Origin of the sequence: Cupriavidus nantongensis (assembly GCF_041726985.1) — a bacterium.
GTDB classification, from domain to species: Bacteria; Pseudomonadota; Gammaproteobacteria; order Burkholderiales; family Burkholderiaceae; genus Cupriavidus; species Cupriavidus nantongensis_A.
This window is the reverse complement of record NZ_CP168303.1, coordinates 2,079,130-2,101,629: the sequence shown is the minus strand read 5'-3', so window position 1 is coordinate 2,101,629 and position 22,500 is coordinate 2,079,130. Positions and strand designations below refer to the sequence as shown.

Genomic DNA, 22,500 nt, shown 5'->3' with positions numbered 1-22,500 from the left:
GCTTTCATTTCCCGTCCGCTCCCATGAATCTGGCCCGCTTCGATCTCGTCACGCTCGGCTTGTTCGTTGCCGTGGCCCGGCAGGGCAGCATCTCGGCCGGCGCGCGCCAGTCGCACCTGGCGGTGGCGGCGGCGAGCAAGCGCATCTCGGACCTCGAGACCGCGGTGGGCGCGCCGCTGTTCTTTCGCCATGCCGCCGGCGTGCAGCTGACCGAGGCCGGCCAGGCCTGCTTCCACCATGCACTGACCATCCTGCAGGACGTCGAGCGCATGGCCGGCGTGATGTCGGACTATGCCTCCGGCGTGCGCGGCCAGGTGCGGGTGTGTGCCAACACCTCGGCGATCACGCAGTTCCTGCCCGATGACCTGGCCTCGTTCATGCAGCGCCATCCGACCATCCGCATCGAGCTGGAAGAGCAGAACTCCCGCGACATCGTTGCCGCGCTGGTCGAGAACCGTGCCGACGTCGGCATCTTCGCCGATCGCACTCCGGCCGCCGGGCTGATGACGGTCGAATACCGCCAGGACGAACTGGTCATCATTACCCCGCCCAACCATCCGCTGGCCGCGCGCGGCCCGGTGCACTACGCCGACACGCTCGAATTCGATTTCGTCAGCCTGCCGCAGGAAACCTCGCTGGCGGCGCGCCTGCTGGAGGAAAGCAGCCGGCTGGACCGGCCGTTCCGGCTGCGGATCCAGGTGCGCAGCTTCGACGCCATGTGCCGCATGGTGATGGCCGGGCTGGGCGTGGGCGTGCTGCCGCGCATCGCGGCCGAGCCACACGTCAAGTCGATGGGGCTGTCGCTGGTGACGCTGCAGGACGCCTGGGCGCGCCGCTCGCTGCTGATCGGGCTGCGCGACCCGGCCGGCCTGACGGTCTCGGCGCGGCTGCTGATCACCCACCTGTGCGGGGACCGGGCGCCGTTCTAGCTCGTCCGTGCGGAGGCTCCATACAGCCTTTCGCGTTCCGAGAAAGCCCGCTTCTCCGATTGCCGATTCCTGGCCGGCCCCGCGCTGGGGCAAACTCCGTCCGAACGCAATGTATGGCATGCCAGTCAATGGCGCTGCCGCACTGCAACAAGACTGCCGCATCGCACGGAGACACCCATGGCGCAACAGATCCTTGAGGGCATTCGCGTCCTCGAACTCGGACAACTTATCGCCGGCCCCTTTGCTGCCAAGACCCTGGCCGACTTTGGCGCCCACATCATCAAGGTCGAGCCGCCCGGGCAGGGCGACCCGCTGCGCAAATGGCGCATGCTGCATGAGGGCACCTCAGTGTGGTGGGAGGCGCAGTCGCGCAACAAGGAGTCGGTCTGCATCGACCTGCGCCAGCCGGAAGGTCAGGCGCTGGTGCGCAAGCTGGCCGCCGAGGCCGATGTGCTGATCGAGAATTTCCGCCCCGGCACCATGGAGAAGTGGGGCCTGGGCTGGGACGTGCTGCATGCCGACAACCCGCGCCTGATCATGCTGCGTGTGTCGGGCTACGGCCAGACCGGCCCGAAGAAGGACGAGCCCGGCTTTGCCGCGGTGGCCGAGGCCATGGCCGGCCTGCGCCACCTGACCGGCGAGCCCGGCCGCGCGCCGGTCCGCGCCGGCCTGTCGCTGGGCGACACCATCGCCGGCCTGCACGGCGCCATGGGCGTGCTGCTGGCGCTGTACCAGCGCGATGCGCGCGGCGGCGAGGGGCAGGTGATCGACGTGGCGCTGTACGAGTCGCTGTTCAACCTGAGCGAAAGCCTGCTGCCGGAATACTCGGCCTTCGGCGCGGTGCGCCAGCCCGCCGGCGGCGCGCTGCCGGGGATCGCGCCGTCCAATGCCTATCCGTGCGCCAGCGGCGAATACGTGCTGGTGGCGGCCAATGGCGATGCCATCTTCAAGCGCATGATGCTCGCCATCGGCCGCGCCGACCTGGCCGACGATCCCGCGCTGGAGCGCAACGACGGCCGCGTCGCGCGCGTCGACGAGATCGATGCCGCGATCGCTGACTGGACCCGTACGCAGACGGTGGAGTCGGCGCTGGCGGTGCTGCGCGACGCGCAGGTGCCGTCGGGCCGCATCTATACCGTCAAGGACATCGCCGAAGACCCGCACTACCGCGCCCGCGGCGTGATCGAGTCGGTGACTTCGGCCGGCGGCCTGACCGTGGAGGTGCCGGGCGTGGTGCCCAAGCTGTCGGCCAGCCCCGGCGCCATCCATGACCGCGCGCCGGCGCTGGGCGAGCATACCGATGCGGTGCTGAAGCAGGCTGGCTTCGACGACGCCGCCATCGCCGACCTGCGCGCGCGCAAGGTGATCGCATGAGCGCCGCCGCCAACCCGTTGCGCGGCCCGGCCCGCGTCGAGATCAACGAAGTCGCGCCGCGCGACGGCCTGCAGATCGAGCCGGTGGTGGTGCCGACCGATGCCAAGGTCGCCTTCGTCGATGCGCTCTCGGCCTGCGGCTTCACGCGCATCGAGGCCACCTCGTTCACCTCGGCCCGCGCCATTCCCGCGCTGGCCGATGCCGAGGCGCTGATGCACCGCATGCGGCGCCAGCCGGGCGTGCGCTACACCGCGCTGGTGCCCAACCTGCGCGGGCTCGAGCGCGCGCTGTCGTGCCGGCCCGACGAGGTCAACCTGGTGATGTCGGCCAGCGAAACCCACAACCGCGCCAACCTGCGCATGACGCGCGCGCAGTCGCGGCAACAGCTGCTGGCGATGATTGCCGAGGCGGGCGCGGCCGGCGTGCCGGTCAACGTGTCGCTGTCGACGGTATTCGGCTGCCCGTTCGAGGGCGAGGTCGATGTCGCCGAGGTGATGGCGCTGGCCAGCGCCTTCGCCGACGCGGGCGCGGCCGGCATCACGCTGTGCGACACCACCGGCATGGCCTATCCGAACCAGGTCGCGGCGCTGTGCCAGGCCTTCCAGGCCGCGCTGCCCGCCACCGGCCTGACCATCCACCTGCACAACACCCGCGGCATGGGCCTGGCCAATGCCGCAGCGGCCTGGCAGACCGGCGTGACGCGCTTCGACGCGGCCGCCGGCGGCCTGGGCGGGTGCCCCTACGCGCCTGGTGCCAGCGGCAACGTCAGCACCGAAGACCTGGTCCACATGTTCGATTGCATGGGCGTGCAGACCGGCGTCGACCTGGGCGCGCTGCTCGACGTGGTCGCCGGCATGCCGGAACTGGTCGGGCGCGACCTCAATAGCCAGCTGCTGAGCGCAGGGCCGCGCCTGCGCACGCACCAGCCGCCGGCCTGGCTGGCCGAGCATTTTGCCGGGCAGGCGTAGCCCTGCACGCGCACCACAACAACGTATCCACAAGACCAGACGGAGACCCTCATGAAGCAAGCCCCTCAACACCAGCCAGCCATGTCCGCACGGCGCAAGGCGATTGTCTCGACGCTGGCGGCAATTGGCGCGGCGTGGTTCGCCCCCGCCGCACTGGCACAGGACGGCAGCTATCCCGCCCGGCCGGTAACGCTGGTGGTATCGGCCGCGGCCGGCGGCACCACCGACCTCGCCGCACGGATGATTGCCGAGCCGCTGTCCAAGGCGCTCGGCCAGCCGGTGGTGGTCGACAACCGTCCCGGCGGCAACGGCGGCATCGCCGCGAACCTGGTCGCGCGCGCCAAGCCCGATGGCTACACGCTGATGCTGCAGTACTCGGGCTTCCACGTGATCACGCCGCTGCTGGTGAAGAACCTGTCGTGGGATCCGGTCAAGGACTTTGCGCCGGTGGCCAATATCCTGTCGGCGCCGCAGGTGCTGGTGGTGCGCCCGAGCCTGCCGGTCAAGTCGCTGAAGGAACTGGTGACCTACGCCAAGGCCAACCCGGACAAGCTCAACTACGCCTCGTCGGGCAACGGCTCGCTGCAGCACGTGTCAACCGAGCTGCTGAACCAGATGGCCGGCACCAAGATCACCCACGTGCCGTACAAGGGCACCGGCCCGGCCATGACCGATCTGCTGGGCGGCTCGGTCGACCTGACCATCACCACGCCGCCGCCGCTGATGGGCCATATCGCCGCCGGCAAGCTGCGCCCGCTGGTGGTGACCAGCAAGACCCGCCTGCCCAGCCTGAAGGACGTGCCGTCGGCGCCCGAGGCCGGCTACCCGGACCTGGACGTGTCGTCGTGGTTTGCGATGTACGCGCCGGCGGGCACGCCCAAGCCGGTGGTCGACAAGCTGACCGGCGAGATCGACAAGATCATGCGCACCGAGGCCTTCCGCAAGAAGGCCGAGGAACTGGGCGCCGAGGCCAAATACATGAACCCGCAGCAGCTGGCGCAATACCAGAAGTCCGAGCTCGCGCGCTGGGCCAAGGTGATCAAGTCCGCCGACATCCACGCCGAATGACGCCGGTGGCCGTGGCAAGGTGATCGAAAGGTAAGGGCGCTAAGCTGGCCGGCTTGCTAGGTGTAGATACCGATGCGGTGCGCCGCACCGTCCGGTAGCATCGCAACTTGCCGCACCGCGGCGCGCCCCCCTTGCCATCGCATCTGCCGCGGCGCCAGTCCACACGGGTAGGAGATCTCGCATGTATAACAAGAAATTCTGGAAGCAATTCCTGATCGCGCTGGCGCTGTTCCTGGCCGGCTGGTTCACCTTCGGCCATGCCCTGGCCCAGGGCAAGCCCGAGAAGACCAAGGTCACCATCGCGGTGGGTGGCAAGAACCTGTTCTACTACCTGCCGCTGACCATCGCCGAGCGCCTCGGCTACTTCAAGGAAGAAGGCCTGGACGTCGAGATCGTCGACTTCGCCGGCGGCGCCAAGGCGCTGCAGGCGGTGGTGGGCGGCAGCGCCGACGTGGTCTCGGGGGCCTACGAGCACACCATCAACCTGCAGGCCAAGGGCCAGCGCTACCAGGAATTCGTGCTGCAGGGCCGCGCCCCGCAGATCGTGCTGGTGGTGTCGAACAAGACCATGCCCAACTTCAAGTCGGTCGCCGACCTGAAGGGCAAGAAGATCGGCGTGACCGCGCCGGGCTCGTCGACCAACATGATGGCCAACTTCGTACTGGCCAAGCATGGCCTGAAGCCGTCGGACGTGTCGTTTATCGGCGTCGGTGCCAGCGCCGGCGCGGTGGCGGCGATGCGTTCGGGCCAGATCGATGCCATGGCCAACCTCGACCCGGTGGTGTCGATGCTGACGCAGAAGAACGAAGTGCGCATCGCCTCGGACACCCGCACGCTCAAGGATACCCAGGCGGTGTTCGGCGGCAACATGCCGTCGGGCTGCCTGTATGCATCGCAGGCCTTCATCCAGCAGAACCCGAACACCACGCAGGCGCTCACCAACGCCATGGTGCGCGCGCTCAAGTGGCTGCAGAAGGCGGGCCCGTCCGACATCGTCAAGACCGTGCCGGAAAGCTACCTGCTGGGCGACCGCGCGCTGTACCTGGCCGCGTGGGACAAGGTCAAGGAAGCGATCTCGCCGGACGGCACCATGCCGGCCGACGGCCCGCGCACCGCGCTCAACGCGCTGGGCCAGTTCGACGCCGAACTGAAGGGCAAGTCGATCAAGCTGGAAGAAACCTATACCAACGCGTTCGTGCAGAAGGCCAACGCCAAGTACAAGTAATTTTCCTGCCGTCGACGCCATCGGCCCGCTGCCCGCAGCGGGCCTTTGCTTTGCGGCAGCGACGGCTTATCCATCATCACTCGCCCGCGCCGCGCTCTGCGCCACGGCGGGTACGAGACGGTTCATCATGAGCATTCCCGCACTTTCACTCGACCAGGTCACCTGCACCTTTGTCTCGCGCGATGACCGCAGCCAGCGCTATACCGCGGTCAAGGACGTCACGCTGTCGATCCAGCCCGGCGAATTCGTATCGGTGGTGGGTCCCACCGGCTGTGGCAAGTCGACGCTGCTGAATGTCGGCGCCGGCCTGCTGGAGCCTTCCAGCGGCGAGGTGCGCGTCTTCGGCGAGCCGCTGCGCGGCATCAACCGGCGCGCCGGCTACATGTTCCAGACCGAGGCGCTGATGCCGTGGCGCAGCGCGCTCGACAACGTCGTCGCCGGCCTGGAGTTCCGCGGCACCGGGCGCGCCGAGGCAGTGCAGCAGGGCGAGGAATGGCTGCGCCGCGTGGGCCTGGGCGGTTTCGGCGACCGCTACCCGCACCAGCTCTCGGGCGGCATGCGCAAGCGCGTGGCCCTGGCGCAGACGCTGGTGCTGGACCCGGACATCATCCTGATGGACGAGCCGTTTTCGGCGCTGGATATCCAGACCCGCCAGCTGATGGAGAACGAAGTGCTGGAGCTGTGGGCCGCCAAGCGCAAGGCGGTGCTCTTCATCACCCACGACCTGGACGAGGCCATCGCCATGAGCGACCGCGTGGTGGTGCTGTCGGCCGGTCCCGGCACGCATCCGATCGGCGAGTTCGCGATCGACCTGCCGCGCCCGCGCGACGTCGCCGAGATCCGTAACCATCCGCGCTTTGTCGAGCTGCACGCCGCGATCTGGGACGTGCTGCGCGAGGAAGTGCTCAAGGGCTACGCCCAGCAGCGCAAGGTCGCCTGAACGGTTTCGACCTGCGTCCCCATTCAAAACAAGAACTGAATCCCGATGGCATTCCGTACTGATTCCAAGGGCATGCTGCGCGTGTGGCAGCTGCTCGTGCTGGTGGTGATCCTCGGCGTGTGGCACGTGGCCACGCGCTCGCAGCAGGTCGCCTTTTTCTTTGGCGAGCCGCTGATGGTGGCGCAACGCATCTGGAACTGGTTTATCGTCGAGCGCGATATCTACCTGCACCTGGGCGTGACCCTGATCGAGACCGTGCTGGCGTTCGGCATCGGCACGGTGGCGGGGCTGGGCGTCGGCCTGTGGCTGGCGCTGAGCCCGCTGACCTCGGCCATCCTCGATCCCTACGTCAAGGCCATGAATTCGATGCCGCGCGTGATCCTGGCGCCGATCTTCGCAGTCTGGTTCGGCCTGGGCATCTGGTCGAAGGTGGCACTGGCGGTGACGCTGGTGTTCTTCATCGTCTTCTTCAACGTCTACCAGGGCGTCAAGGAAGTGAGCCCGGTGGTGCTGGCCAATGCGCGCATGCTGGGTGCCAGCCAGAAGCAGTTGCTGCGCCATGTCTACCTGCCGAGCGCGACCAGCTGGGTGTTCTCGTCGCTGCATACCTCGGTAGGCCTGGCCTTTGTCGGCGCGGTGGTGGGCGAATACCTGGGCTCGGCGCGTGGCGTGGGCTACCTGATCCTGCAGGCCGAGGGCACCTTCGACATCAATACCGTGTTCGCCGGCATCGTGGTGCTGACCGCGTTTGCGCTGGTGCTGGACTGGATGGTCGGCATCGGCGAGAAGCGGCTGATGAAGTGGCAGCCGCAGAGCGGGGAGACGGAGAAGCTGTGGCCCTCACCCCAACCCTCTCCCGCAAGCGGGAGAGGGAGTACGCAGTCGGTCAAGGAAACGCCCTGGGTCGAACCTGACCGACACCGTCAGGCCCCCTCCCGGCGCTTCAGCGCCGGTTCATAGCCGGCATCGGGCTCCAGCCGCGACAGCGACAGCAACTGCTGCACGCCCTTGGACGCGTGCCGCACGGTCCCGTGCAGCACGCGCATATGCTCGCGCACACGCTCGCCGTCGCGTTCGCGCAGCGCCAGTTCGGACTGCGCCTGGATGATGGCCAGCGGGGTCTTGAGCTGGTGCGCGGCATCGGCAAAGAAGCGCTTGCGCGCCAGCACCATGGCTTGCAGCCGCTCCATGTACTGGTTCAGCGCCCGCACCAGCGGCTTCATCTCGGCGGGCAGGTCTTGCTGCTCGATCGGGTCGAGCTGCGTGCCGCGCCGCGCTACCGTGTCGGAGAGCCGGTGCAGTGGCCGCAGTCCGCGCCGCACGCCGAGCCAGACGATGCCGAGCGCCAGCGTCACCAGCATCAGCTCCTGCAGCAGCGAGCCGATCAGGATCTCGCGCGCCAGCAGCTGGCGCGGCTCGATGGTCTCGCCCACCAGCACCCACACCAGCCGCGTGCGTGCCGCGCCGACGTCGCGCACCGGCAGTGGCTGCGCCGCCATGCGCAGTGGCTGGTCTCGGAACCAGGTGTCGTAGAACACGGTGCGGTACAGCTGCAGGCGGCGTCGGCCGGCATTGGCAGATCGTCGTAGCCGGTGACGGTGCCTGCAGCATCGCTTCTGACAGGGGGAATTCCGGAAAGCGGCCCGGCCGGGGGCTGGCTGTTTTGGGAACTGCCTGTTGACCCGCGCCGGGGTGTGCGCAATCGGGACAACAGGCAGCTTGGGGCGGTTTGCCTCGCAGGGCGCAGGGTGTAGCCGCACTTCCTGCGCCTTACTTTTTTGGGTCAGCGCGAAGACGTCAGCCGACGCTTCGTTGGCTGACCGCGGTCACGGCACGATCACGATCTTGCCGGTGACCTTGCGCGCCTCCATGTCCTTGAGCGCCTGCGCGGCCTGCTCCAGCGGATAGCGCGCCGAGATATGCGGGCGGATCTTGCCTTCCTTCATCCAGCCCAGCATCTGCGCCATATTGGCCTGGTTGGCCTTGGGCTCGCGCCGCACGAAATCGCCCCAGAACACGCCTACCAGCGACGCCCCCTTGAGCAGCGCCAGGTTCAGCGGCAGCCGGGGAATCTCGCCGTTGGCGAAGCCCACCACCAGATAGCGGCCGCGCCAGCCGATCGAGCGGAACGCCGGCTCGGCATAGATGCCGCCGACCGGGTCGTAGATCACGTCGGGGCCCTTGCCGTCGGTCAGCGCCTTGATGCGCTCGCGCAGGTCTTCGGTGCTGTAGTTGATCAAGGCGTCGGCGCCGTGCTGCTTGCACACCTCCAGCTTTTCGTCGGTCGACGCCGCTGCGATCACGCGCGCCCCGATGGCCTTGCCGATCTCGATCGCCGCCAGGCCGACGCCGCCGGCCGCGCCCAGCACCAGCATGGTCTGGCCGGCCTTCAGTTCGCCGCGGTCGATCACCGCATGGTGCGAGGTGCCGTAGGTCAGCGTGAAGGCCGCCGCGATCTCGAAGTCGATGCCGGGCGGCATCGGCACCACCGACGCCGCCGGCGCCCTGGCCTGGCTGGCGAAAGCGCCATTGCCCAGGTAGGCGATGACCTTGTCGCCGGGCTTGACGTGGGTGACGCCTTCGCCCACCGCGTTGACCACGCCGGCGAGTTCCGAACCCGGGGTGAACGGCAGTTCGGGCTTGGCCTGGTACTTGTTCTGGATGATCAGCACATCCGGGAAGTTGACCGCGGCCGCCTTGACGTCGATGACCACTTCGCCCTTGCCGGGCACCAGGTCGGGCAGGGTTTCGAGGGTCAGCGAATCGGGCGGACCCCAGGCTTTGCACAGTACGGCTTTCATCTTGTCTCCGGTGGTGTGGTTGGCATGCCGCGCCAGTCAAGCTTACGCGGGCCGGCGGGGCAAGTGTAGCGCAGGAATAGCACGGTCGTTCTGTTTCATGCCGAAGCCGTGGAGGCGGTCATTTGCGGCCTGCATACAGTGCCGGTGCCGCCGCCGCGGATGGCCAGATCGGGCGGCGCGCGGGCCGCTTGCGCGCCTGCGCTCAGGTACAATCGCGGCATGCATATCCTTCTCGCCAACGACGACGGTTATCTCGCGCCGGGACTGGCCGTTTTGCATGCTGCGCTCGCGCCGCTGGGCCGGATCACGGTCATCGCGCCGGAGCAGAACCATAGCGGCGCTTCCAATTCCCTGACCCTGCAGCGTCCGCTGTCGATCTACGAGGCGCGCGAAGGCGTGCAAAAAGGTTTTCGCTTCGTCAACGGCACGCCCACCGACTGCGTGCATATCGCGCTGACCGGGCTGCTCGACGAAAAGCCCGACCTGGTGGTGTCCGGCATCAACCAGGGCCAGAACATGGGCGAAGACGTGCTGTACTCCGGCACCGTCGCCGCAGCGATCGAGGGCTACCTGCTGGGGATTCCCTCGGTGGCCTTCTCGCAGGTGGACAAGGGCTGGGAACACCTCGATGCCGCCGCGCGCGTCGCGCGCACCGTGGTGGAGCGCATCATCGGCACGCCGCCGGCAGAGCCGTTCCTGCTCAACGTCAATATCCCGAACCTGCCGTTCGAACATATCCAGGGCTATCGCGCCACGCGTCTGGGCAAGCGCCATCCGTCGCAGCCGGTGATCACGCAGGTCAACCCGCGCGGCGACACCAATTACTGGATCGGTCCGGCCGGCGACGCGCGCGATGCCAGCGAGGGCACCGATTTCCACGCGACCGCGCAGGGCTATGTCTCGCTCACGCCGTTGCAGCTGGACCTGACCCACCGCGGGCAGCTCGACGCGCTCGACCAGTGGCTGAAGTAGGGCCGCTGGTCCCGAGCCGCAGAATCGCCGCGCCGCGCCCCCGATGAGTTCCACGCCCCCTCGCAAGTTTCCGCTGCCGCTGGATGCGGTGGTCGAGCGCAAGCCCGCGCCCGCGCGCACCGCCGGCATCCCCGCCGTGGGCGCGCCGCGCCCGGCCGCGCCCGTGCCTCCGCCCGCGACGCCAGCCAAGCCGCGCCTGCCGCGCACCGCAGCGCCGGCACCTGCGCCGGTGCCTGCCAGCGCGGTCGAGCAGCGCGCCTCCGCGGCCACCGCGGGCGGCGGCGGCATGGCCTCGGCGCGTGCGCGCGTGGCACTGGCGGCGCGGCTGCGCGCCGCGGGCATTCGCGACGAGCGCGTGCTGTCGGCCATCGCCACGGTGCCGCGCCACCTGTTCGTCGAGCCGGGACTGGCGTCGCAGGCGTATGAAGACGCGGCGCTGCCGATCGGCCACCAGCAGACCATCTCCAAGCCGTCGGTGGTCGCGCGCATGATCGAACTGCTGCGCGAGGGCCTGGGCGCCGAGGCGCCGCTGGAGCGTGTGCTGGAGATCGGCACCGGCTGCGGCTATCAGGCCGCGGTGCTGGCCCAGGTGGCGCGCGAAGTCTTCTCGATCGAGCGCATCCGGCCGCTGCACGAGCAGGCCAAGGCGAACCTGCGGCCCTTGCGCGTGCCCAACCTGCGCCTGCATTACGGCGACGGCATGCTGGGCCTGCCGCAGGCCGCGCCGTTCTCGGCCATCATCCTCGCCGCGGCCGGCATGGAGGTGCCCGAGGCGCTGCTGGAGCAGCTGGCCATCGGCGGGCGCCTGATCGCTCCGGTCGCGGTGATGCCGCCGGCTGGCGTGCCCGGCCAGACCGTGACACAGCAGCTGCTGCTGATCGAGCGGCGCAACCGCCATCGCTTTCACCGAACCGCGCTTGAAGCCGTTTTCTTTGTGCCCTTAAAATCGGGCACCATCTGAGTCGAACTATGCACAACATCGTGAAATCGCAAAATTTCGCACGCGCCGGACAACTTCTTGCGGCGACGTCGCTCGCGGCCCTGCTGGCCGCCTGCGCCAATTCGCCGATGCCGGCGCCGGTCGTCGACCGTACCTCCACCTCCGGTACCACCGCGGCGACGCTGGAACCGGCGCCGCCCGGGTACTATCGGGTCAAGCGAGGCGATACCCTTTACCGTATCGCGCTGGAGAACGGCCAGTCGTATCGCGATGTGGCAACGTGGAACAACCTGACCAATGTGAACCAGATCGAGGTCGGCCAGCTGCTGCGCATCGTGCCACCGGGTGCCGACGTCAACACTGCGCCGGGCGTGGCCACCATGCCGGTGGCGCCGGGCACGGTGCAGGCCCAGCCGATCGACCAGGCGCGTCCGAACGGCACGCCGGTGCCGCCGCCGGCCGCGCCTGCGGCTGCGGCCTCGGCGCCAGCGGCAGTCCCCGCCGCGACCGCGCCGGCCTCGGCGCCGATGGCCGATGGTTCGATGAAGCTGAGCTGGCCGGCGACCGGCCAGATGGTCGGTAAATTCGACGACAAGGGCAATAAAGGCATCGATATTGCGGGCAAGAAGGGCGATTCGGTGCTGGCCGCGGATGACGGTCGGGTGATTCACGTAGGCCCCTTGCGCGGCTACGGGAATCTTGTCATCATCAAACACAACGAGACATTTCTTACCGCTTACGGGCACAACGACAAGGTGCTCGTCGCTGAGCAATCCACGGTCCGGAAAGGCCAGAAGATTGCAGAGATGGGCAACAGTGATACCGACCGGGTGAAGCTTCACTTCGAAGTTCGCAAGAACGGAAAACCGGTTGATCCGATGCGGTACCTGCCGCCACAGTGAGGGTTCATGCCACGCCAGAAAACCGTCTCCTCCGGAACCGTCAGCAGGGCTCGCCGTCCCAAGCAGCCGGAAGTGAAGGCTGGTGTGGCGCATCCCGACGAACGCGCCGATGCAGAGGGCTTCGAGCCCGACCTCGCCGCCGAGATGCTTCCCGTGACCGACGAGCCCATCGCCACGTCCGCTTCGGTGGGCCTGCGCGAGGCCGACCTGCTCGGCGACGACAATGATCGCAACGAGCGCCATCTGCGCGACGACGACGAGGACGAGTCGGAAGACGAGGAAGACGATGGCGCGGAAAACGGCACCGAGAGCGCCACCGCCGAGCATGACGATTTCCGCACGGTGCTGCATACCGAGCTGGCCGCAGACACCGTCCAGCACTACCTGAACCGCATCAGCATCAAGCCCCTGCTGTCGGCGCCGGAAGAACTGCATTTCTCCACGCTGGCCAAGGACGGCGACTTTGCCGCGCGCCAGGTCATGATCGAGCGCAACCTGCGGCTGGTGGTCAGCATCGCCAAGGGCTATCTCAATCGCGGCGTGCCGCTGCTCGACCTGATCGAGGAGGGCAACCTGGGCCTGATGCACGCGATCGAGAAGTTCGATCCGTCGCGCGGTTTCCGCTTCTCGACTTACGCAACGTGGTGGATCCGCCAGAGCATCGAGCGCGCCATCATGAACCAGGCCCGCACGGTCCGCTTGCCGGTGCACGTGATCCGCGAACTCAACCAGGTGCTGCGCGCCAAGCGCCATCTGGAGAAGGGCGGCACCGACGGGCGCGACGCCAGCCTGGAAGACATCGCCCACCTGCTGGGCAAGACGCCGGACGAAGTGCAGGACGTCCTGGCACTCAATGAACACACCACCTCGCTCGATACGCCGTTCGATCTCGATCCCGGCTCGAGCCTCCTGGATTTCCTCTCCGACGAGCACAACGCCGCCCCAGACCAGGAGGTGGCGCACCGCGAGCTGGAAGGGCTGATGAAGCTCTGGCTGGCGCGCCTGTCGGAAAAGCATCGCTATGTGGTGGAGCGCCGCTTCGGCCTCAACCACATCGAGCCCGCCACGCTGGAAGAGCTTGCCGAGGAGATGGGCCTGACGCGCGAGCGCGTGCGCCAGATCCAGCAGGAGGCCCTGGTCAAGCTCAAGCGGCATTTCGCTTCGCAAGGTGTCAGGAAGGACGCCGTTCTATGACCCCTGTGCTGGTATTCGACATCGAGACCATTCCCGATGTCGCCGGCCTGCGCCGTTTGCATGACCATCCCGATGCGATGAGCGACGCCGAAGTCGCCGAGCATGCGTTCTCCGCCCGCCGGGAAAAGACCGGCAGCGATTTCCTCCCGCACTACCTGCAGCGTGTCGCCGCGATTTCCTGCGTGCTGCGGCGCACGCACCGCGACGGCTCCGCGGTGTTCCATGTCGGCTCGCTCGGCACGCCGCAGGACGGCGAGGCCACGCTGATCCAGAAGTTCTATGAACTGATCGCGCGCTACAGCCCGCAGCTGGTGTCATGGAATGGCGGCGGCTTCGACCTGCCGGTGCTGCACTACCGCGGCCTGGTCAACGGCATCACCGCGCCGCGCTACTGGGAGATGGGCGAGGGCCGCGACGAGGACAGCCGCGACTTCAAGTGGAACAACTACATCAGCCGCTACCACATGCGGCACCTGGACCTGATGGACCTGCTGGCGATGTACCAGCCGCGCGCCAGCGCCCCGCTCGATGACCTGGCCAAGCTGTGCGGCTTTCCCGGCAAGATGGGGATGGACGGCAGCAAGGTGTGGCAGGCCTTCCAGGCCGGGCAGCTCGACGAGATCCGCGCCTATTGCGAGACCGACGTCGTCAACACCTACCTGATGTACTGCCGCTTCCAGCTGATGCGCGGCGGGCTGTCGCCGCGCGAGTTCGACGTCGAGATGGAATTCGTCCAGGAATCGCTGGCCGAGTTGCCGGGCGAACAGTGGATGGAATACCTGCAGGCCTTCCGCCTGCAGCGGCTGACGCCCGAAGCCGAAGACCTCGAAGACTGACGACGACAGCCGCTGGCCCGGCCTGGACCGGCCTAGAGATCCAGCGACAGCAGGATCGGCTGGTGGTCCGAGGCATCGGTGTCGGCGTTGACCTCGCAGCGCCGGATGCGGGCCACGAGCGGCTCGGTCACCAGCATGAAGTCACAGGCGAAGGGCGGCTCGGGCCATTGTTCCTTGTCGTGCAGCGCGCAGGTCGGGGCATGCGGCTGGCCAGGGTGCGCATGCAGCCAGGCGTCGCGCCAGGCCGGGGTGCCGTCATCGAATGGTTCCAGCATGCGCCGATAGGCAACATCGTCGGGTTTGCTGTTGAAGTCGCCGCACAGGATGGCTTCGGCGGGCCGCGGCTCCGGCGTGAACGGGCCCGGCCACTGCTCGCTGCGGCCGGGGCGGCGTGCGTGGGCGCAAGCCTCGGCATGCCAGTCGCGCAGGGCTTCGGCCTGTGCCGTGCGCTGGGTCGCCGAATAATATTCCAGGTGGGTGCAGATCACGCGCAGCCGCGCGCTGCCAGCCTCCACCGTGGCTTCCAATGCCACCCGCGGCATCGACGCGACCTCGGGATCCGCCGGCCAGGGCAATGCATGGCGGAACACCTCGCGCACCGGCAGTCGGGTGGCGATCAGGTTGCCGAACTGCTTGAGCGCGCCGGTGCGCCCACGCCGCTCGACCGCCGGCGCATAGAGCAGGTGATAGCCGGGCAGCAGCGCGGTCAGCTCGGACACCTGGTCGGCGCCGGGTTCGCCGCGCAGTTCGCCAAAGCCGCGCGTCACTTCCTGCAGGCACAGCACATCCGCGTCGGCCATGGCGCGCAGGACCTGTACCTGCCGCGCCAGGTCGACGCGGCCGTCGGCGCCGCGGCCCCACTGGATGTTCCACGAAATCAGTTCCATGCCTGCTCTCCGTCGTTTGCCGGGACGTACGCCAACGGAGCCGGGCCGGTCTGGCATACAATCGCGCTTTCGTAAAACAATACGTCAGGTTTGATCTGGTGTCCCAAGCCGTGTCCTCCCCACAAGAAACGCCGGCCGTGCCGGCTGCTGCGGCCGTCGAAGGTGCTGCCCCCGTCACAAAGAGCTCCCGTGGCCGTGGTGCCGCACAGGGCGGTGCGCCCGCGGACGACCCCGTGGTGACGATCGACAGCCTCGACATGGAGGCGCGCGGCGTCGGCCGGCTGGTCAACGAGGACGGCACGCCGGGCAAGGTCATCTTCGTCGAAGGCGCACTGCCGGGCGAGACCGTCAGCTACCGCAGCTATCGCCGCAAGCCCAGCTACGAGCAGGCGCACCTGGGCGAAGTACGGCAGGCCTCCGTGATGCGCGTGGAACCGGGCTGCCAGCACTTTGGCGTCTGCGGCGGGTGCTCGATGCAGCATCTGGATTCGCGCGCGCAGCTGGCCATCAAGCAGCGCGTGCTGGAGGACAACCTGTGGCACCTGTCCAAGGTGAAGCCCGACGTGGTGTTCCGCCCGATCGCCGGGCCGGACTGGGGCTATCGCTACCGCGCGCGCCTGACGGTGCGCCATGTGGCCAAGAAGGGCGGGGTGCTGGTCGGCTTCCATGAGCGCAAGAGCAGCTATGTCGCGGACATGACGCGCTGCGAGATCCTGCCGCCGCATGTGTCGGCGATGCTTGTGCCGCTGCGCGAGCTGGTGATGGGGCTGTCGATCCGCGACCGCATGCCGCAGATCGAGTTGGCCGTGGGCCAGGAGGTGACCGCGCTGGTGCTGCGCATCCTGGAGCCGCTGACCGATGCCGACAAGGACCTGCTGCGCGCCTTTGCCGATGCGCACCGAGTGCAGTTCTGGCTGCAGCCTAAGGGCCCGGATACGGTTTATCCGTTCTACCCGGCCGACGCCGAGCTGGCCTACACGCTGCCCGAGTTCGGCATCCGCATGCCGTTCAAGCCGACCGACTTCACCCAGGTGAACCACCAGATCAACCGCGTGCTGATCGGCCGCGCGCTGCGCCTGCTCGACGCGCAACCGCAAGACCGCCTGCTCGATCTGTTCTGCGGCATCGGCAATTTCACGCTGCCGCTGGCCACGCAGGGCAAGTCGGTGATGGGCATCGAAGGCAGCGAGGCGCTGACCACGCGCGCGCTCGCCAATGCCGAATACAACGGGCTCGCCGCCAGGACCGAGTTCGCGTGCCGCAACCTGTTCGAGGTCACCGCGGAAGACATCGCCGCGCTGGGCCGCTTCGACCGCTGGCTGGTCGATCCGCCGCGCGAAGGCGCGCTCGCGGTGAGCAAGGCGCTCGGCGAGCTGGCGCAGCAGGGCAGCGACGTGCTGCCGCGGCGCATCGTCTATGTGTCGTGCAGCCCCGCCACGCTGGCGCGTGATGCCGGCCTGCTGGTGCACGAGGCGGGCTACCGCCTGAGCGGCGCCGGCGTGGTCAACATGTTTCCGCACACCTCGCACGTGGAATCGATCGCGGTGTTCGACCGCGACTGAGCGCGGCGGAATGCCCAAAAGAAAAGCCGGCCAACAGGCCGGCTTTTTCATGCCGCGGCGTTTGCCGTCATTCGCGGTTGCCGCCGAAGATGCCCAGCAGCGCCAGCAGGTTGGCGAACACGTTGTACACGTCCAGGTAGATCGCCAGCGTGGCGGTGATGTAGTTGGTCTCGCCGCCGTTCACCACGCGCTGCACGTCGAACAGGATGTACGCCGAGAAGATACCGATCGCGATCACCGACACCGTGATCATCAGCGCCGGCAGCTGCAGCCAGATGTTGGCGACGCTGGCCAGGATCAGCAGGATCACGCCGACGAACAGGAACTTGCCCAGGCCGGAGAAATCACGCTTGCTGACAGTGGCGATCGATGCCATCGCGCCGAACACGGCGGCGGTGCCGCCGAAAGCGTACATGATCAGTGCCGGGCCGTTCGAGAACGACAAGGTGACGCTGATCAGCCGCGACAGCATCAGGCCCATGAAGAACGTGAAGGCCAGCAGCAGGACCACGCCCATGCTGCTGTTCTTGGTCTTCTCGATGGCAAAGAAGAAGCCGAACGCGATCGCGAGGAACAGGATCAGCGACAGGCCGGGGCTGCCCGCCATGAAGCTGAAGCCGGTGGCCACGCCGATCCACGCACCGAGCACGGTGGGGATCATCGAGAGGGCCAGCAGCCAGTAAGTGTTGCGCAAGACCCGGTTGCGAACGACGACGTCAGTGACGGTCGACGCACTGTTGCCGAAACCGTAGGTGTTCAGCTTGTTATCCATGGTGACTCCTGTCTCAAAACGGTGAGGCGCCGGCGTTGCGAGACTTCAAATGCGACGACTCGCATGGAAGCCGGACGGAACCATCGTCAATGTGGCATCGGGCAGGCCGGATTGCAAGGGCGCGGTAATTCAATCGTCACCTGCCGCTGGCTCACGTCCGTTCGACGCCGCTCACATTGGATGTTAGCGGCGGCGCTGCGTTCCAGGGATGACAAGGTTGTAATGTGCGGTGTCTGCAACTTGCCAGTGGCATGTGCGCGAGGGGCGGGCAGGCCCGTCCGGAGGTCTGCAAGACCCTCGAAACGGTCATAGTCTTCGTGCTAGAATTGCACGTTTAATCCATTTGTAACCCCTTCATTTTTCGGAGTTTTTCATGGCGATCGAACGCACCCTGTCGATTATCAAGCCGGATGCCGTGGCCAAGAACGTGATTGGCCAGATCTATGCCCGTTTCGAGGCCGCCGGCCTGAAGATCGTTGCTGCCAAGATGGTGCACCTGTCGCGCGGCGAAGCCGAGCAGTTCTACGCCGTCCACAAGGAGCGTCCGTTCTTCAAGGACCTGGTCGACTTCATGGTTTCGGGCCCGGTCATGATCCAGGCGCTGGAAGGCGAGAACGCCATCGCCAAGAACCGCGACCTGATGGGCGCCACCGACCCGAAGAAGGCCGAGAAGGGCACCATCCGCGCCGACTTCGCCGACAGCATCGACGCCAACGCCGTGCACGGCTCGGACGCCGCTGAAACGGCTGCCGTGGAAGTGGCTTTCTTCTTCCCGGGCATGAACGTCTACAGCCGCTGATCGGCTGCTGACTGACACCAAGCCGAGTTTGCCGTCATGAACACTCTCGTCAACCTGCTCGACCTCGACGCGGACGCGCTCACCGCCTATTGCGGCGAGCTCGGCGAGAAGCCGTTCCGTGCGCGGCAGCTGCAACGCTGGATCCACCACTACGGTGCCAGCCGCTTCGACGCCATGTCGGATCTCGCCAAGTCGCTGCGCGAAAAGCTCGCGACCCGCGCCGAGATCCGCGCGCCTGCCATCATCACCGACAACCTGTCGGCCGACGGCACGCGCAAGTGGCTGCTTGACGTGGGCGAAGGCAACGCGGTGGAGACGGTGTACATCCCCGAGGAAACGCGTGGCACGCTGTGCGTTTCCTCGCAGGCGGGATGCGCCGTCAACTGCCGGTTCTGTTCCACCGGCAAGCAGGGCTTTTCGCGCAACCTCAGCACCGGCGAGATCATCGGCCAGCTGTGGATGGCCGAGTTCGCCATGCGCGAGCAACTGGGCCGCGGCCCCAAGGATGACCGCGTCATCTCCAACGTGGTGATGATGGGCATGGGCGAGCCGCTGCTGAACTACGACGCGGTCGTGCCGGCCATGCGGCTGATGCTCGACGACAACGCCTACGGCCTGTCGCGCCGCCGCGTGACGCTGTCCACCTCCGGCGTGGTGCCGATGATGGACCGCTTGTCCAAAGATTTGCCGGTCGCCCTGGCCGTATCGCTGCATGCGTCCAACGACGCGCTGCGCGACGTGCTGGTGCCGCTGAACAAGAAATACCCGCTGGCCGAGCTGATGGCGGCATGCCGCCGCTACCTGGAATTCGCGCCGCGCGATTTCATTACTTTCGAATACTGCATGCTGGATGGCGTCAACGACGGCGTCGAGCATGCGCGGGAATTGCTGAAGCTTGTCGCCGACGTGCCGTGCAAGTTCAACCTGATCCCGTTCAACCCCTTCCCCGAATCGGGCCTGAAGCGTTCCAACAACGAGCAGATCCGCCGTTTCGCGCAGGTGCTGATGGACGCGGGCATCGTCACCACCATTCGCAAGACCCGCGGCGACGACATCGACGCCGCCTGCGGTCAGCTGGCCGGGGAAGTGAAGGACCGCACCCGCCTCGCCGAACGCGGCAAGTTCGGCAAGATCACGCCGCTGGTGCCGGTCACTGCCAGCGGCCAGCCGCGGGAGGCGCGCCCTGCATGATCCGTCTGATCGCTGCGGCCCTGCTGGGGCTGCTGATGTTGTCCGGGTGCCAGCTGCCGCATGCGCCGGCGCAGGATCTCCAGACCGCTTCCGACCAGACCGAGGCCAGGCGCCGGGCCGGCATCCGGCTGCAACTGGCCACCAATTACCTCGAGGCCGGCCAGAATGCGGTCGCGCTTGACGAGATCAAGCAGGCCATCGCCATCGATCCGTCGATGGCCGACGCCTACCATGTGCGGGCGCTGATCTACATGAGCATGAACGAGGGGACGCTGGCCGAGGACAGCTTCCGCACTGCGGCGTCGATGCGCGCCAATGACGGCGACCTGCTCAACAACTACGGCTGGTTCTTGTGCCAGCAAGCGCGCTACGGCGAGGCCGTGCCCATGCTGCAGCGCGCCGTGTCGGCGCCGTCGGCCGGTGGCCCGGTCAAGCCTCTGATCAGCCTGGGCGCGTGCGAACTGCGCCAGGGCCACAGCGCCGAGGCGGAGAAGAACCTGAAGGCCGCGCTCGGCTACGACCGCAACAACCCGGTGGCGAACACCAACCTGGCGCTGGTGTTCTACCGGCGCGGCGATTACGTCCAGGCGCGCCAGTACGTCCAGCGCGTCAACAACAGCCAATTTGTCACTGCGCAATCCCTCTGGCTGGGAGCGCGCATTGCCCACCGTCAGGGCGACGGCCGCACGCAGGATGCGCTGGGAGCGCAGCTGCGCAGCCGCTTCCCCGACTCGCGCGAGGTGGCCGCCTACGAACAAGGAGCATGGGATGAGTGAGCACGACCGCGCCGCAGGCCAGGCCGTACCGACGCAAACAGTCGGCGGAGGCGCGCATGAAGGAGAACGTGAAGCCGCGGCGCGCGAAATCGGCGCGGCGCTGGCGCGCGAGCGCGAGGCGCAGCGGATGTCCGTCGAGGACGTCAGCGCACGGCTCAAGGTGGCGGCCAGCAAGCTGCGCGCGATCGAGGCGGCCGACCTGAAGGCGCTGCCCGACGTGACCTTCGCCAAGGGCGTGATGCGCGCCTATGCCCGCATGCTCCATGTCGATATCGACCCGCTGCTGGCGCGCTTCCAGCCGCGCGCGGTGGCGCAGGTGGCGGAAATCGCCCGCCAGCGCGAAGGCGGTATCAACGCCGCCTTCGACGACCGCAACCGCTTCCGCTCTGGCGGCAATGGCGGCCGCTGGGTCTGGCTGGCGCTGGTGGCGGTGGTGGTAGCCGCGGGCATCTGGTTCGGGCTCGACCATATCCGCGCGTGGATCGACGCGCGCAGCGGCGCCGCCGAAACCGTGGCGGCCGAGGCTCCGGCCGCCGAAAACGCGAGCACCGAAGCTGGTATCGTGACCGCGGCGCTGCCGCCGGTGATGGCGGCCAGCGACTCGCCGGCGCCGTCTGCCGAAACCGTCCCGGCCAGCGCCGCGGCAGCTTCGGCAACGGTGGCAGCGCCGGCAGCGGCGGCAGCCACTGCGGCGCCGGCCGCATCGGCACCGGCCGCATCGGCACCGGCGGCCCCGACGGCATCCGCCGCGGCGGTCGGTGAGGGCGAGCTGCAGATCCGCTTTGCCACCGATACCTGGTTCGAAATCCGCGACAATAGCGGCAAGGTCGTGATGGGCGGCACCGCCAGGGCCGGCCAGACCATGGCTGGCGGCGGCACGGCCCCGTACAAGGTGGTGATCGGCAACGTCAAGGGCGTCGAATCGTTCACGCGCGGCGGCACGCCGGTCGACCTGAAGGCAGCCAACCGCAACAACGTGGCGCGCCTGACGCTGCCCTGATGCGGGTGCGAGGTGCGGCAAGGTGCGTCTTTGCAAGGTGGTAACGCTATGAACCAACAGCTCTGTCTCCCGGTCCTGCCGGGCCCGCTGCCGCGCCGCCAGACCCGCCAGGCGCGGGTCGCGTGGGGCGACAATGTGGTGACCATCGGCGGCGGTTCGCCGGTGCGGGTGCAGTCGATGACCAATACCGACACGGTCGACGCGATCGGCACCGCGATCCAGGTCAAGGAGCTGGCGCGCGCGGGTTCCGAGATCGTGCGCATCACGGTGAACACGCCCGAGGCCGCGGCCGCGGTGCCGTCGATCCGCGAGCAGCTCGACCGGATGGGGGTCGACGTGCCGCTGGTGGGAGATTTCCACTACAACGGCCACAAGCTGCTGCAGGACTATCCGGCCTGCGCCGAGGCGCTGTCGAAGTACCGCATCAACCCGGGCAACGTCGGCCAGGGCGCCAAGCGCGATACCCAGTTCGCGCAGATGATCGAGATGGCGTGCCGCTACAACAAGCCGGTGCGCATCGGCGTGAACTGGGGCAGCCTGGACCAGGACCTGCTCGCCCGCATCATGGACGAGAACGCCGGGCGTGCCGAGCCGTGGCCGGCACAGAGCGTGATGATCGAGGCGCTGATCACCTCGGCCATCGACTCGGCCCGCAAGGCCGAGGAGATCGGCCTGCCGGGCAGCCAGATCATCCTGTCGTGCAAGGTGTCGCAGGTGCAGGAGCTGGTCGCGGTGTACCGCGAGCTGGCGCGCCGCTGCGACTACGCGCTGCACCTCGGTCTGACCGAGGCCGGCATGGGCAGCAAGGGCATCGTGGCTTCCACCGCGGCGCTGTCGGTGCTGCTGCAGGAAGGCATCGGCGACACCATCCGCATCTCGCTGACGCCGGAACCGGGCGCGCCGCGCGAGAAAGAGGTGTACGTCGGGCAGGAAATCCTGCAGACCATGGGCCTGCGCAATTTCACCCCGATGGTGATTGCCTGCCCGGGCTGCGGCCGCACCACCAGCACGGTGTTCCAGGAGCTGGCGGCCAGCATCCAGGCCTACCTGCGCGAGCAGATGCCGCAATGGAAGACCGCCTACCCGGGCGTCGAGGAAATGGACGTGGCCGTGATGGGCTGCATCGTCAACGGCCCGGGCGAAAGCAAGCACGCCAATATCGGCATTTCGCTGCCGGGCTCGGGCGAATCGCCGGCCGCGCCGGTGTTCGTCGACGGCGTCAAGGTGAAGACGCTGCGCGGCGAGCGCATCGCGGAAGAATTCCAGGCGATCGTAGACGAATACGTTCGCACGCATTACGGCCCGGGCGCTGCGCGGGCCGGCAAAGAAGTGGCAGCCTGAGCCAGATCGGCCGGGGCCAGCAG

General features: G+C 67.7%; 20 protein-coding genes and 2 pseudogenes. 18 read left to right on the top strand and 4 right to left on the bottom strand.

All coding sequences use genetic code 11. The annotated features are described in order from the left end of the window. The first annotated feature begins 23 nt into the window (after positions 1-23). The 7 genes and pseudogenes from ACEI37_RS20900 to ACEI37_RS20870 all read left to right on the top strand — a co-directional run. Positions 24-929, top strand: coding sequence for a LysR substrate-binding domain-containing protein (locus ACEI37_RS20900; RefSeq protein ID WP_012353186.1), 906 nt, complete (start codon positions 24-26; stop codon positions 927-929). Between the two features lie 177 nt (positions 930-1,106). Next, positions 1,107-2,303, top strand: a complete 1,197-nt coding sequence (locus ACEI37_RS20895) for a CaiB/BaiF CoA-transferase family protein (protein ID WP_012353185.1) — start codon at positions 1,107-1,109, stop codon at positions 2,301-2,303. After that, entirely contained in the window at positions 2,300-3,271 is a 972-nt protein-coding gene (locus tag ACEI37_RS20890; protein ID WP_373378001.1) for a hydroxymethylglutaryl-CoA lyase, read from the top strand. Before ACEI37_RS20895 ends, ACEI37_RS20890 begins: the two co-directional genes overlap by 4 nt. 51 nt (positions 3,272-3,322) lie before the next feature. Then, positions 3,323-4,339 carry a Bug family tripartite tricarboxylate transporter substrate binding protein gene (locus ACEI37_RS20885; RefSeq protein ID WP_373378000.1) on the top strand — a complete coding sequence of 339 codons (1,017 nt, stop codon included), beginning with the start codon at positions 3,323-3,325 and terminating at the stop codon, positions 4,337-4,339. Positions 4,340-4,520: 181 nt separating this feature from the next. Then, the gene (locus tag ACEI37_RS20880; RefSeq protein WP_111517699.1) at positions 4,521-5,564 is read left to right on the top strand and encodes an ABC transporter substrate-binding protein; all 1,044 of its coding nucleotides are present in this window, start codon (positions 4,521-4,523) and stop codon (positions 5,562-5,564) included. A 127-nt stretch (positions 5,565-5,691) separates the two neighbouring features. Further along, positions 5,692-6,504, top strand: coding sequence for an ABC transporter ATP-binding protein (locus ACEI37_RS20875; protein WP_115703710.1), 813 nt, complete (start codon positions 5,692-5,694; stop codon positions 6,502-6,504). Between the two features lie 45 nt (positions 6,505-6,549). Then, positions 6,550-7,338: pseudogene (locus tag ACEI37_RS20870) on the top strand (ABC transporter permease); the annotation flags it as partial. Positions 7,339-7,445: 107 nt separating this feature from the next. On the opposite strand, the pseudogene ACEI37_RS20865 reads toward ACEI37_RS20870, so the two are convergent. Together ACEI37_RS20865 and ACEI37_RS20860 are read right to left on the bottom strand one after the other, a co-directional pair. Next, positions 7,446-8,107, bottom strand: a pseudogene (locus ACEI37_RS20865) (sensor histidine kinase N-terminal domain-containing protein); the annotation flags it as partial. Positions 8,108-8,330: 223 nt separating this feature from the next. After that, positions 8,331-9,305, bottom strand: coding sequence for an NADPH:quinone oxidoreductase family protein (locus ACEI37_RS20860; protein WP_373377999.1), 975 nt, complete (start codon positions 9,303-9,305; stop codon positions 8,331-8,333). A gap of 219 nt (positions 9,306-9,524) precedes the next feature. Between ACEI37_RS20860 and surE the strand changes: the two genes are divergently transcribed. The 5 genes from surE to ACEI37_RS20835 are packed head-to-tail and all read left to right on the top strand — an operon-like array spanning position 9,525 to position 14,149. Then, positions 9,525-10,277: a 5'/3'-nucleotidase SurE gene (gene surE, locus ACEI37_RS20855; RefSeq protein WP_018007785.1), complete on the top strand. Its 753-nt coding sequence runs from the start codon at positions 9,525-9,527 to the stop codon at positions 10,275-10,277. A gap of 43 nt (positions 10,278-10,320) precedes the next feature. Further along, the gene (locus ACEI37_RS20850; RefSeq protein WP_373377998.1) at positions 10,321-11,238 is read left to right on the top strand and encodes a protein-L-isoaspartate(D-aspartate) O-methyltransferase; all 918 of its coding nucleotides are present in this window, start codon (positions 10,321-10,323) and stop codon (positions 11,236-11,238) included. Between the two features lie 8 nt (positions 11,239-11,246). After that, positions 11,247-12,119, top strand: a complete 873-nt coding sequence (locus ACEI37_RS20845; RefSeq protein WP_373377997.1) for a peptidoglycan DD-metalloendopeptidase family protein — start codon at positions 11,247-11,249, stop codon at positions 12,117-12,119. A 6-nt stretch (positions 12,120-12,125) separates the two neighbouring features. After that, complete coding sequence (gene rpoS, locus ACEI37_RS20840; RefSeq protein WP_373377996.1) at positions 12,126-13,313, top strand: RNA polymerase sigma factor RpoS; 1,188 nt, start codon at positions 12,126-12,128, stop codon at positions 13,311-13,313. Next, complete coding sequence (locus ACEI37_RS20835; protein ID WP_115680534.1) at positions 13,310-14,149, top strand: 3'-5' exonuclease; 840 nt, start codon at positions 13,310-13,312, stop codon at positions 14,147-14,149. The genes rpoS and ACEI37_RS20835 overlap by 4 nt, the downstream gene beginning before the upstream one ends. Before the next feature lie 32 nt (positions 14,150-14,181). On the opposite strand, the gene ACEI37_RS20830 is transcribed toward ACEI37_RS20835, so the two are convergent. After that, positions 14,182-15,036 (bottom strand): endonuclease/exonuclease/phosphatase family protein, encoded by an 855-nt coding sequence (locus ACEI37_RS20830; protein WP_373377995.1) that lies wholly within the window; start codon positions 15,034-15,036, stop codon positions 14,182-14,184. A 257-nt stretch (positions 15,037-15,293) separates the two neighbouring features. Between ACEI37_RS20830 and rlmD the strand changes: the two genes are divergently transcribed. Beyond that, positions 15,294-16,598 carry a 23S rRNA (uracil(1939)-C(5))-methyltransferase RlmD gene (gene rlmD, locus ACEI37_RS20825; protein ID WP_373380291.1) on the top strand — a complete coding sequence of 435 codons (1,305 nt, stop codon included), beginning with the start codon at positions 15,294-15,296 and terminating at the stop codon, positions 16,596-16,598. A gap of 67 nt (positions 16,599-16,665) precedes the next feature. Here the strand turns inward: rlmD and ACEI37_RS20820 are convergent, their stop codons facing one another. After that, positions 16,666-17,370, bottom strand: a complete 705-nt coding sequence (locus tag ACEI37_RS20820; protein ID WP_012353168.1) for a Bax inhibitor-1/YccA family protein — start codon at positions 17,368-17,370, stop codon at positions 16,666-16,668. A gap of 373 nt (positions 17,371-17,743) precedes the next feature. On the opposite strand from ACEI37_RS20820, the gene ndk reads away from it, so the two are divergent. The 5 genes from ndk to ispG are packed head-to-tail and all read left to right on the top strand — an operon-like array spanning position 17,744 to position 22,477. Further along, the gene (ndk, locus tag ACEI37_RS20815; RefSeq protein WP_012353167.1) at positions 17,744-18,169 is read left to right on the top strand and encodes a nucleoside-diphosphate kinase; all 426 of its coding nucleotides are present in this window, start codon (positions 17,744-17,746) and stop codon (positions 18,167-18,169) included. A 36-nt stretch (positions 18,170-18,205) separates the two neighbouring features. After that, positions 18,206-19,360: a 23S rRNA (adenine(2503)-C(2))-methyltransferase RlmN gene (rlmN, locus tag ACEI37_RS20810; protein WP_373377994.1), complete on the top strand. Its 1,155-nt coding sequence runs from the start codon at positions 18,206-18,208 to the stop codon at positions 19,358-19,360. After that, entirely contained in the window at positions 19,357-20,136 is a 780-nt protein-coding gene (gene pilW, locus ACEI37_RS20805; RefSeq protein ID WP_373377993.1) for a type IV pilus biogenesis/stability protein PilW, read from the top strand. The genes rlmN and pilW overlap by 4 nt, the downstream gene beginning before the upstream one ends. Continuing rightward, a complete protein-coding gene (locus ACEI37_RS20800) occupies positions 20,129-21,136 on the top strand; it encodes a helix-turn-helix domain-containing protein (RefSeq protein ID WP_373377992.1) in 1,008 nt (335 codons plus the stop codon). The genes pilW and ACEI37_RS20800 overlap by 8 nt, the downstream gene beginning before the upstream one ends. 48 nt (positions 21,137-21,184) lie before the next feature. Beyond that, complete coding sequence (gene ispG / locus ACEI37_RS20795; RefSeq protein WP_116295543.1) at positions 21,185-22,477, top strand: flavodoxin-dependent (E)-4-hydroxy-3-methylbut-2-enyl-diphosphate synthase; 1,293 nt, start codon at positions 21,185-21,187, stop codon at positions 22,475-22,477. The last annotated feature ends 23 nt before the right edge of the window (positions 22,478-22,500 follow it).

Coding starts and splice junctions, on each gene's coding strand:
- ACEI37_RS20900 (WP_012353186.1), top strand. CDS start 24: ATGAATCTGGCCCGCTTCGATCTCGTCACGCTCGGCTTGTTCGTTGCC.
- ACEI37_RS20895 (WP_012353185.1), top strand. CDS start 1,107: ATGGCGCAACAGATCCTTGAGGGCATTCGCGTCCTCGAACTCGGACAA.
- ACEI37_RS20890 (WP_373378001.1), top strand. CDS start 2,300: ATGAGCGCCGCCGCCAACCCGTTGCGCGGCCCGGCCCGCGTCGAGATC.
- ACEI37_RS20885 (WP_373378000.1), top strand. CDS start 3,323: ATGAAGCAAGCCCCTCAACACCAGCCAGCCATGTCCGCACGGCGCAAG.
- ACEI37_RS20880 (WP_111517699.1), top strand. CDS start 4,521: ATGTATAACAAGAAATTCTGGAAGCAATTCCTGATCGCGCTGGCGCTG.
- ACEI37_RS20875 (WP_115703710.1), top strand. CDS start 5,692: ATGAGCATTCCCGCACTTTCACTCGACCAGGTCACCTGCACCTTTGTC.
- ACEI37_RS20860 (WP_373377999.1), bottom strand. CDS start 9,305: ATGAAAGCCGTACTGTGCAAAGCCTGGGGTCCGCCCGATTCGCTGACC.
- surE (WP_018007785.1), top strand. CDS start 9,525: ATGCATATCCTTCTCGCCAACGACGACGGTTATCTCGCGCCGGGACTG.
- ACEI37_RS20850 (WP_373377998.1), top strand. CDS start 10,321: ATGAGTTCCACGCCCCCTCGCAAGTTTCCGCTGCCGCTGGATGCGGTG.
- ACEI37_RS20845 (WP_373377997.1), top strand. CDS start 11,247: ATGCACAACATCGTGAAATCGCAAAATTTCGCACGCGCCGGACAACTT.
- rpoS (WP_373377996.1), top strand. CDS start 12,126: ATGCCACGCCAGAAAACCGTCTCCTCCGGAACCGTCAGCAGGGCTCGC.
- ACEI37_RS20835 (WP_115680534.1), top strand. CDS start 13,310: ATGACCCCTGTGCTGGTATTCGACATCGAGACCATTCCCGATGTCGCC.
- ACEI37_RS20830 (WP_373377995.1), bottom strand. CDS start 15,036: ATGGAACTGATTTCGTGGAACATCCAGTGGGGCCGCGGCGCCGACGGC.
- rlmD (WP_373380291.1), top strand. CDS start 15,294: ATGGAGGCGCGCGGCGTCGGCCGGCTGGTCAACGAGGACGGCACGCCG.
- ACEI37_RS20820 (WP_012353168.1), bottom strand. CDS start 17,370: ATGGATAACAAGCTGAACACCTACGGTTTCGGCAACAGTGCGTCGACC.
- ndk (WP_012353167.1), top strand. CDS start 17,744: ATGGCGATCGAACGCACCCTGTCGATTATCAAGCCGGATGCCGTGGCC.
- rlmN (WP_373377994.1), top strand. CDS start 18,206: ATGAACACTCTCGTCAACCTGCTCGACCTCGACGCGGACGCGCTCACC.
- pilW (WP_373377993.1), top strand. CDS start 19,357: ATGATCCGTCTGATCGCTGCGGCCCTGCTGGGGCTGCTGATGTTGTCC.
- ACEI37_RS20800 (WP_373377992.1), top strand. CDS start 20,129: ATGAGTGAGCACGACCGCGCCGCAGGCCAGGCCGTACCGACGCAAACA.
- ispG (WP_116295543.1), top strand. CDS start 21,185: ATGAACCAACAGCTCTGTCTCCCGGTCCTGCCGGGCCCGCTGCCGCGC.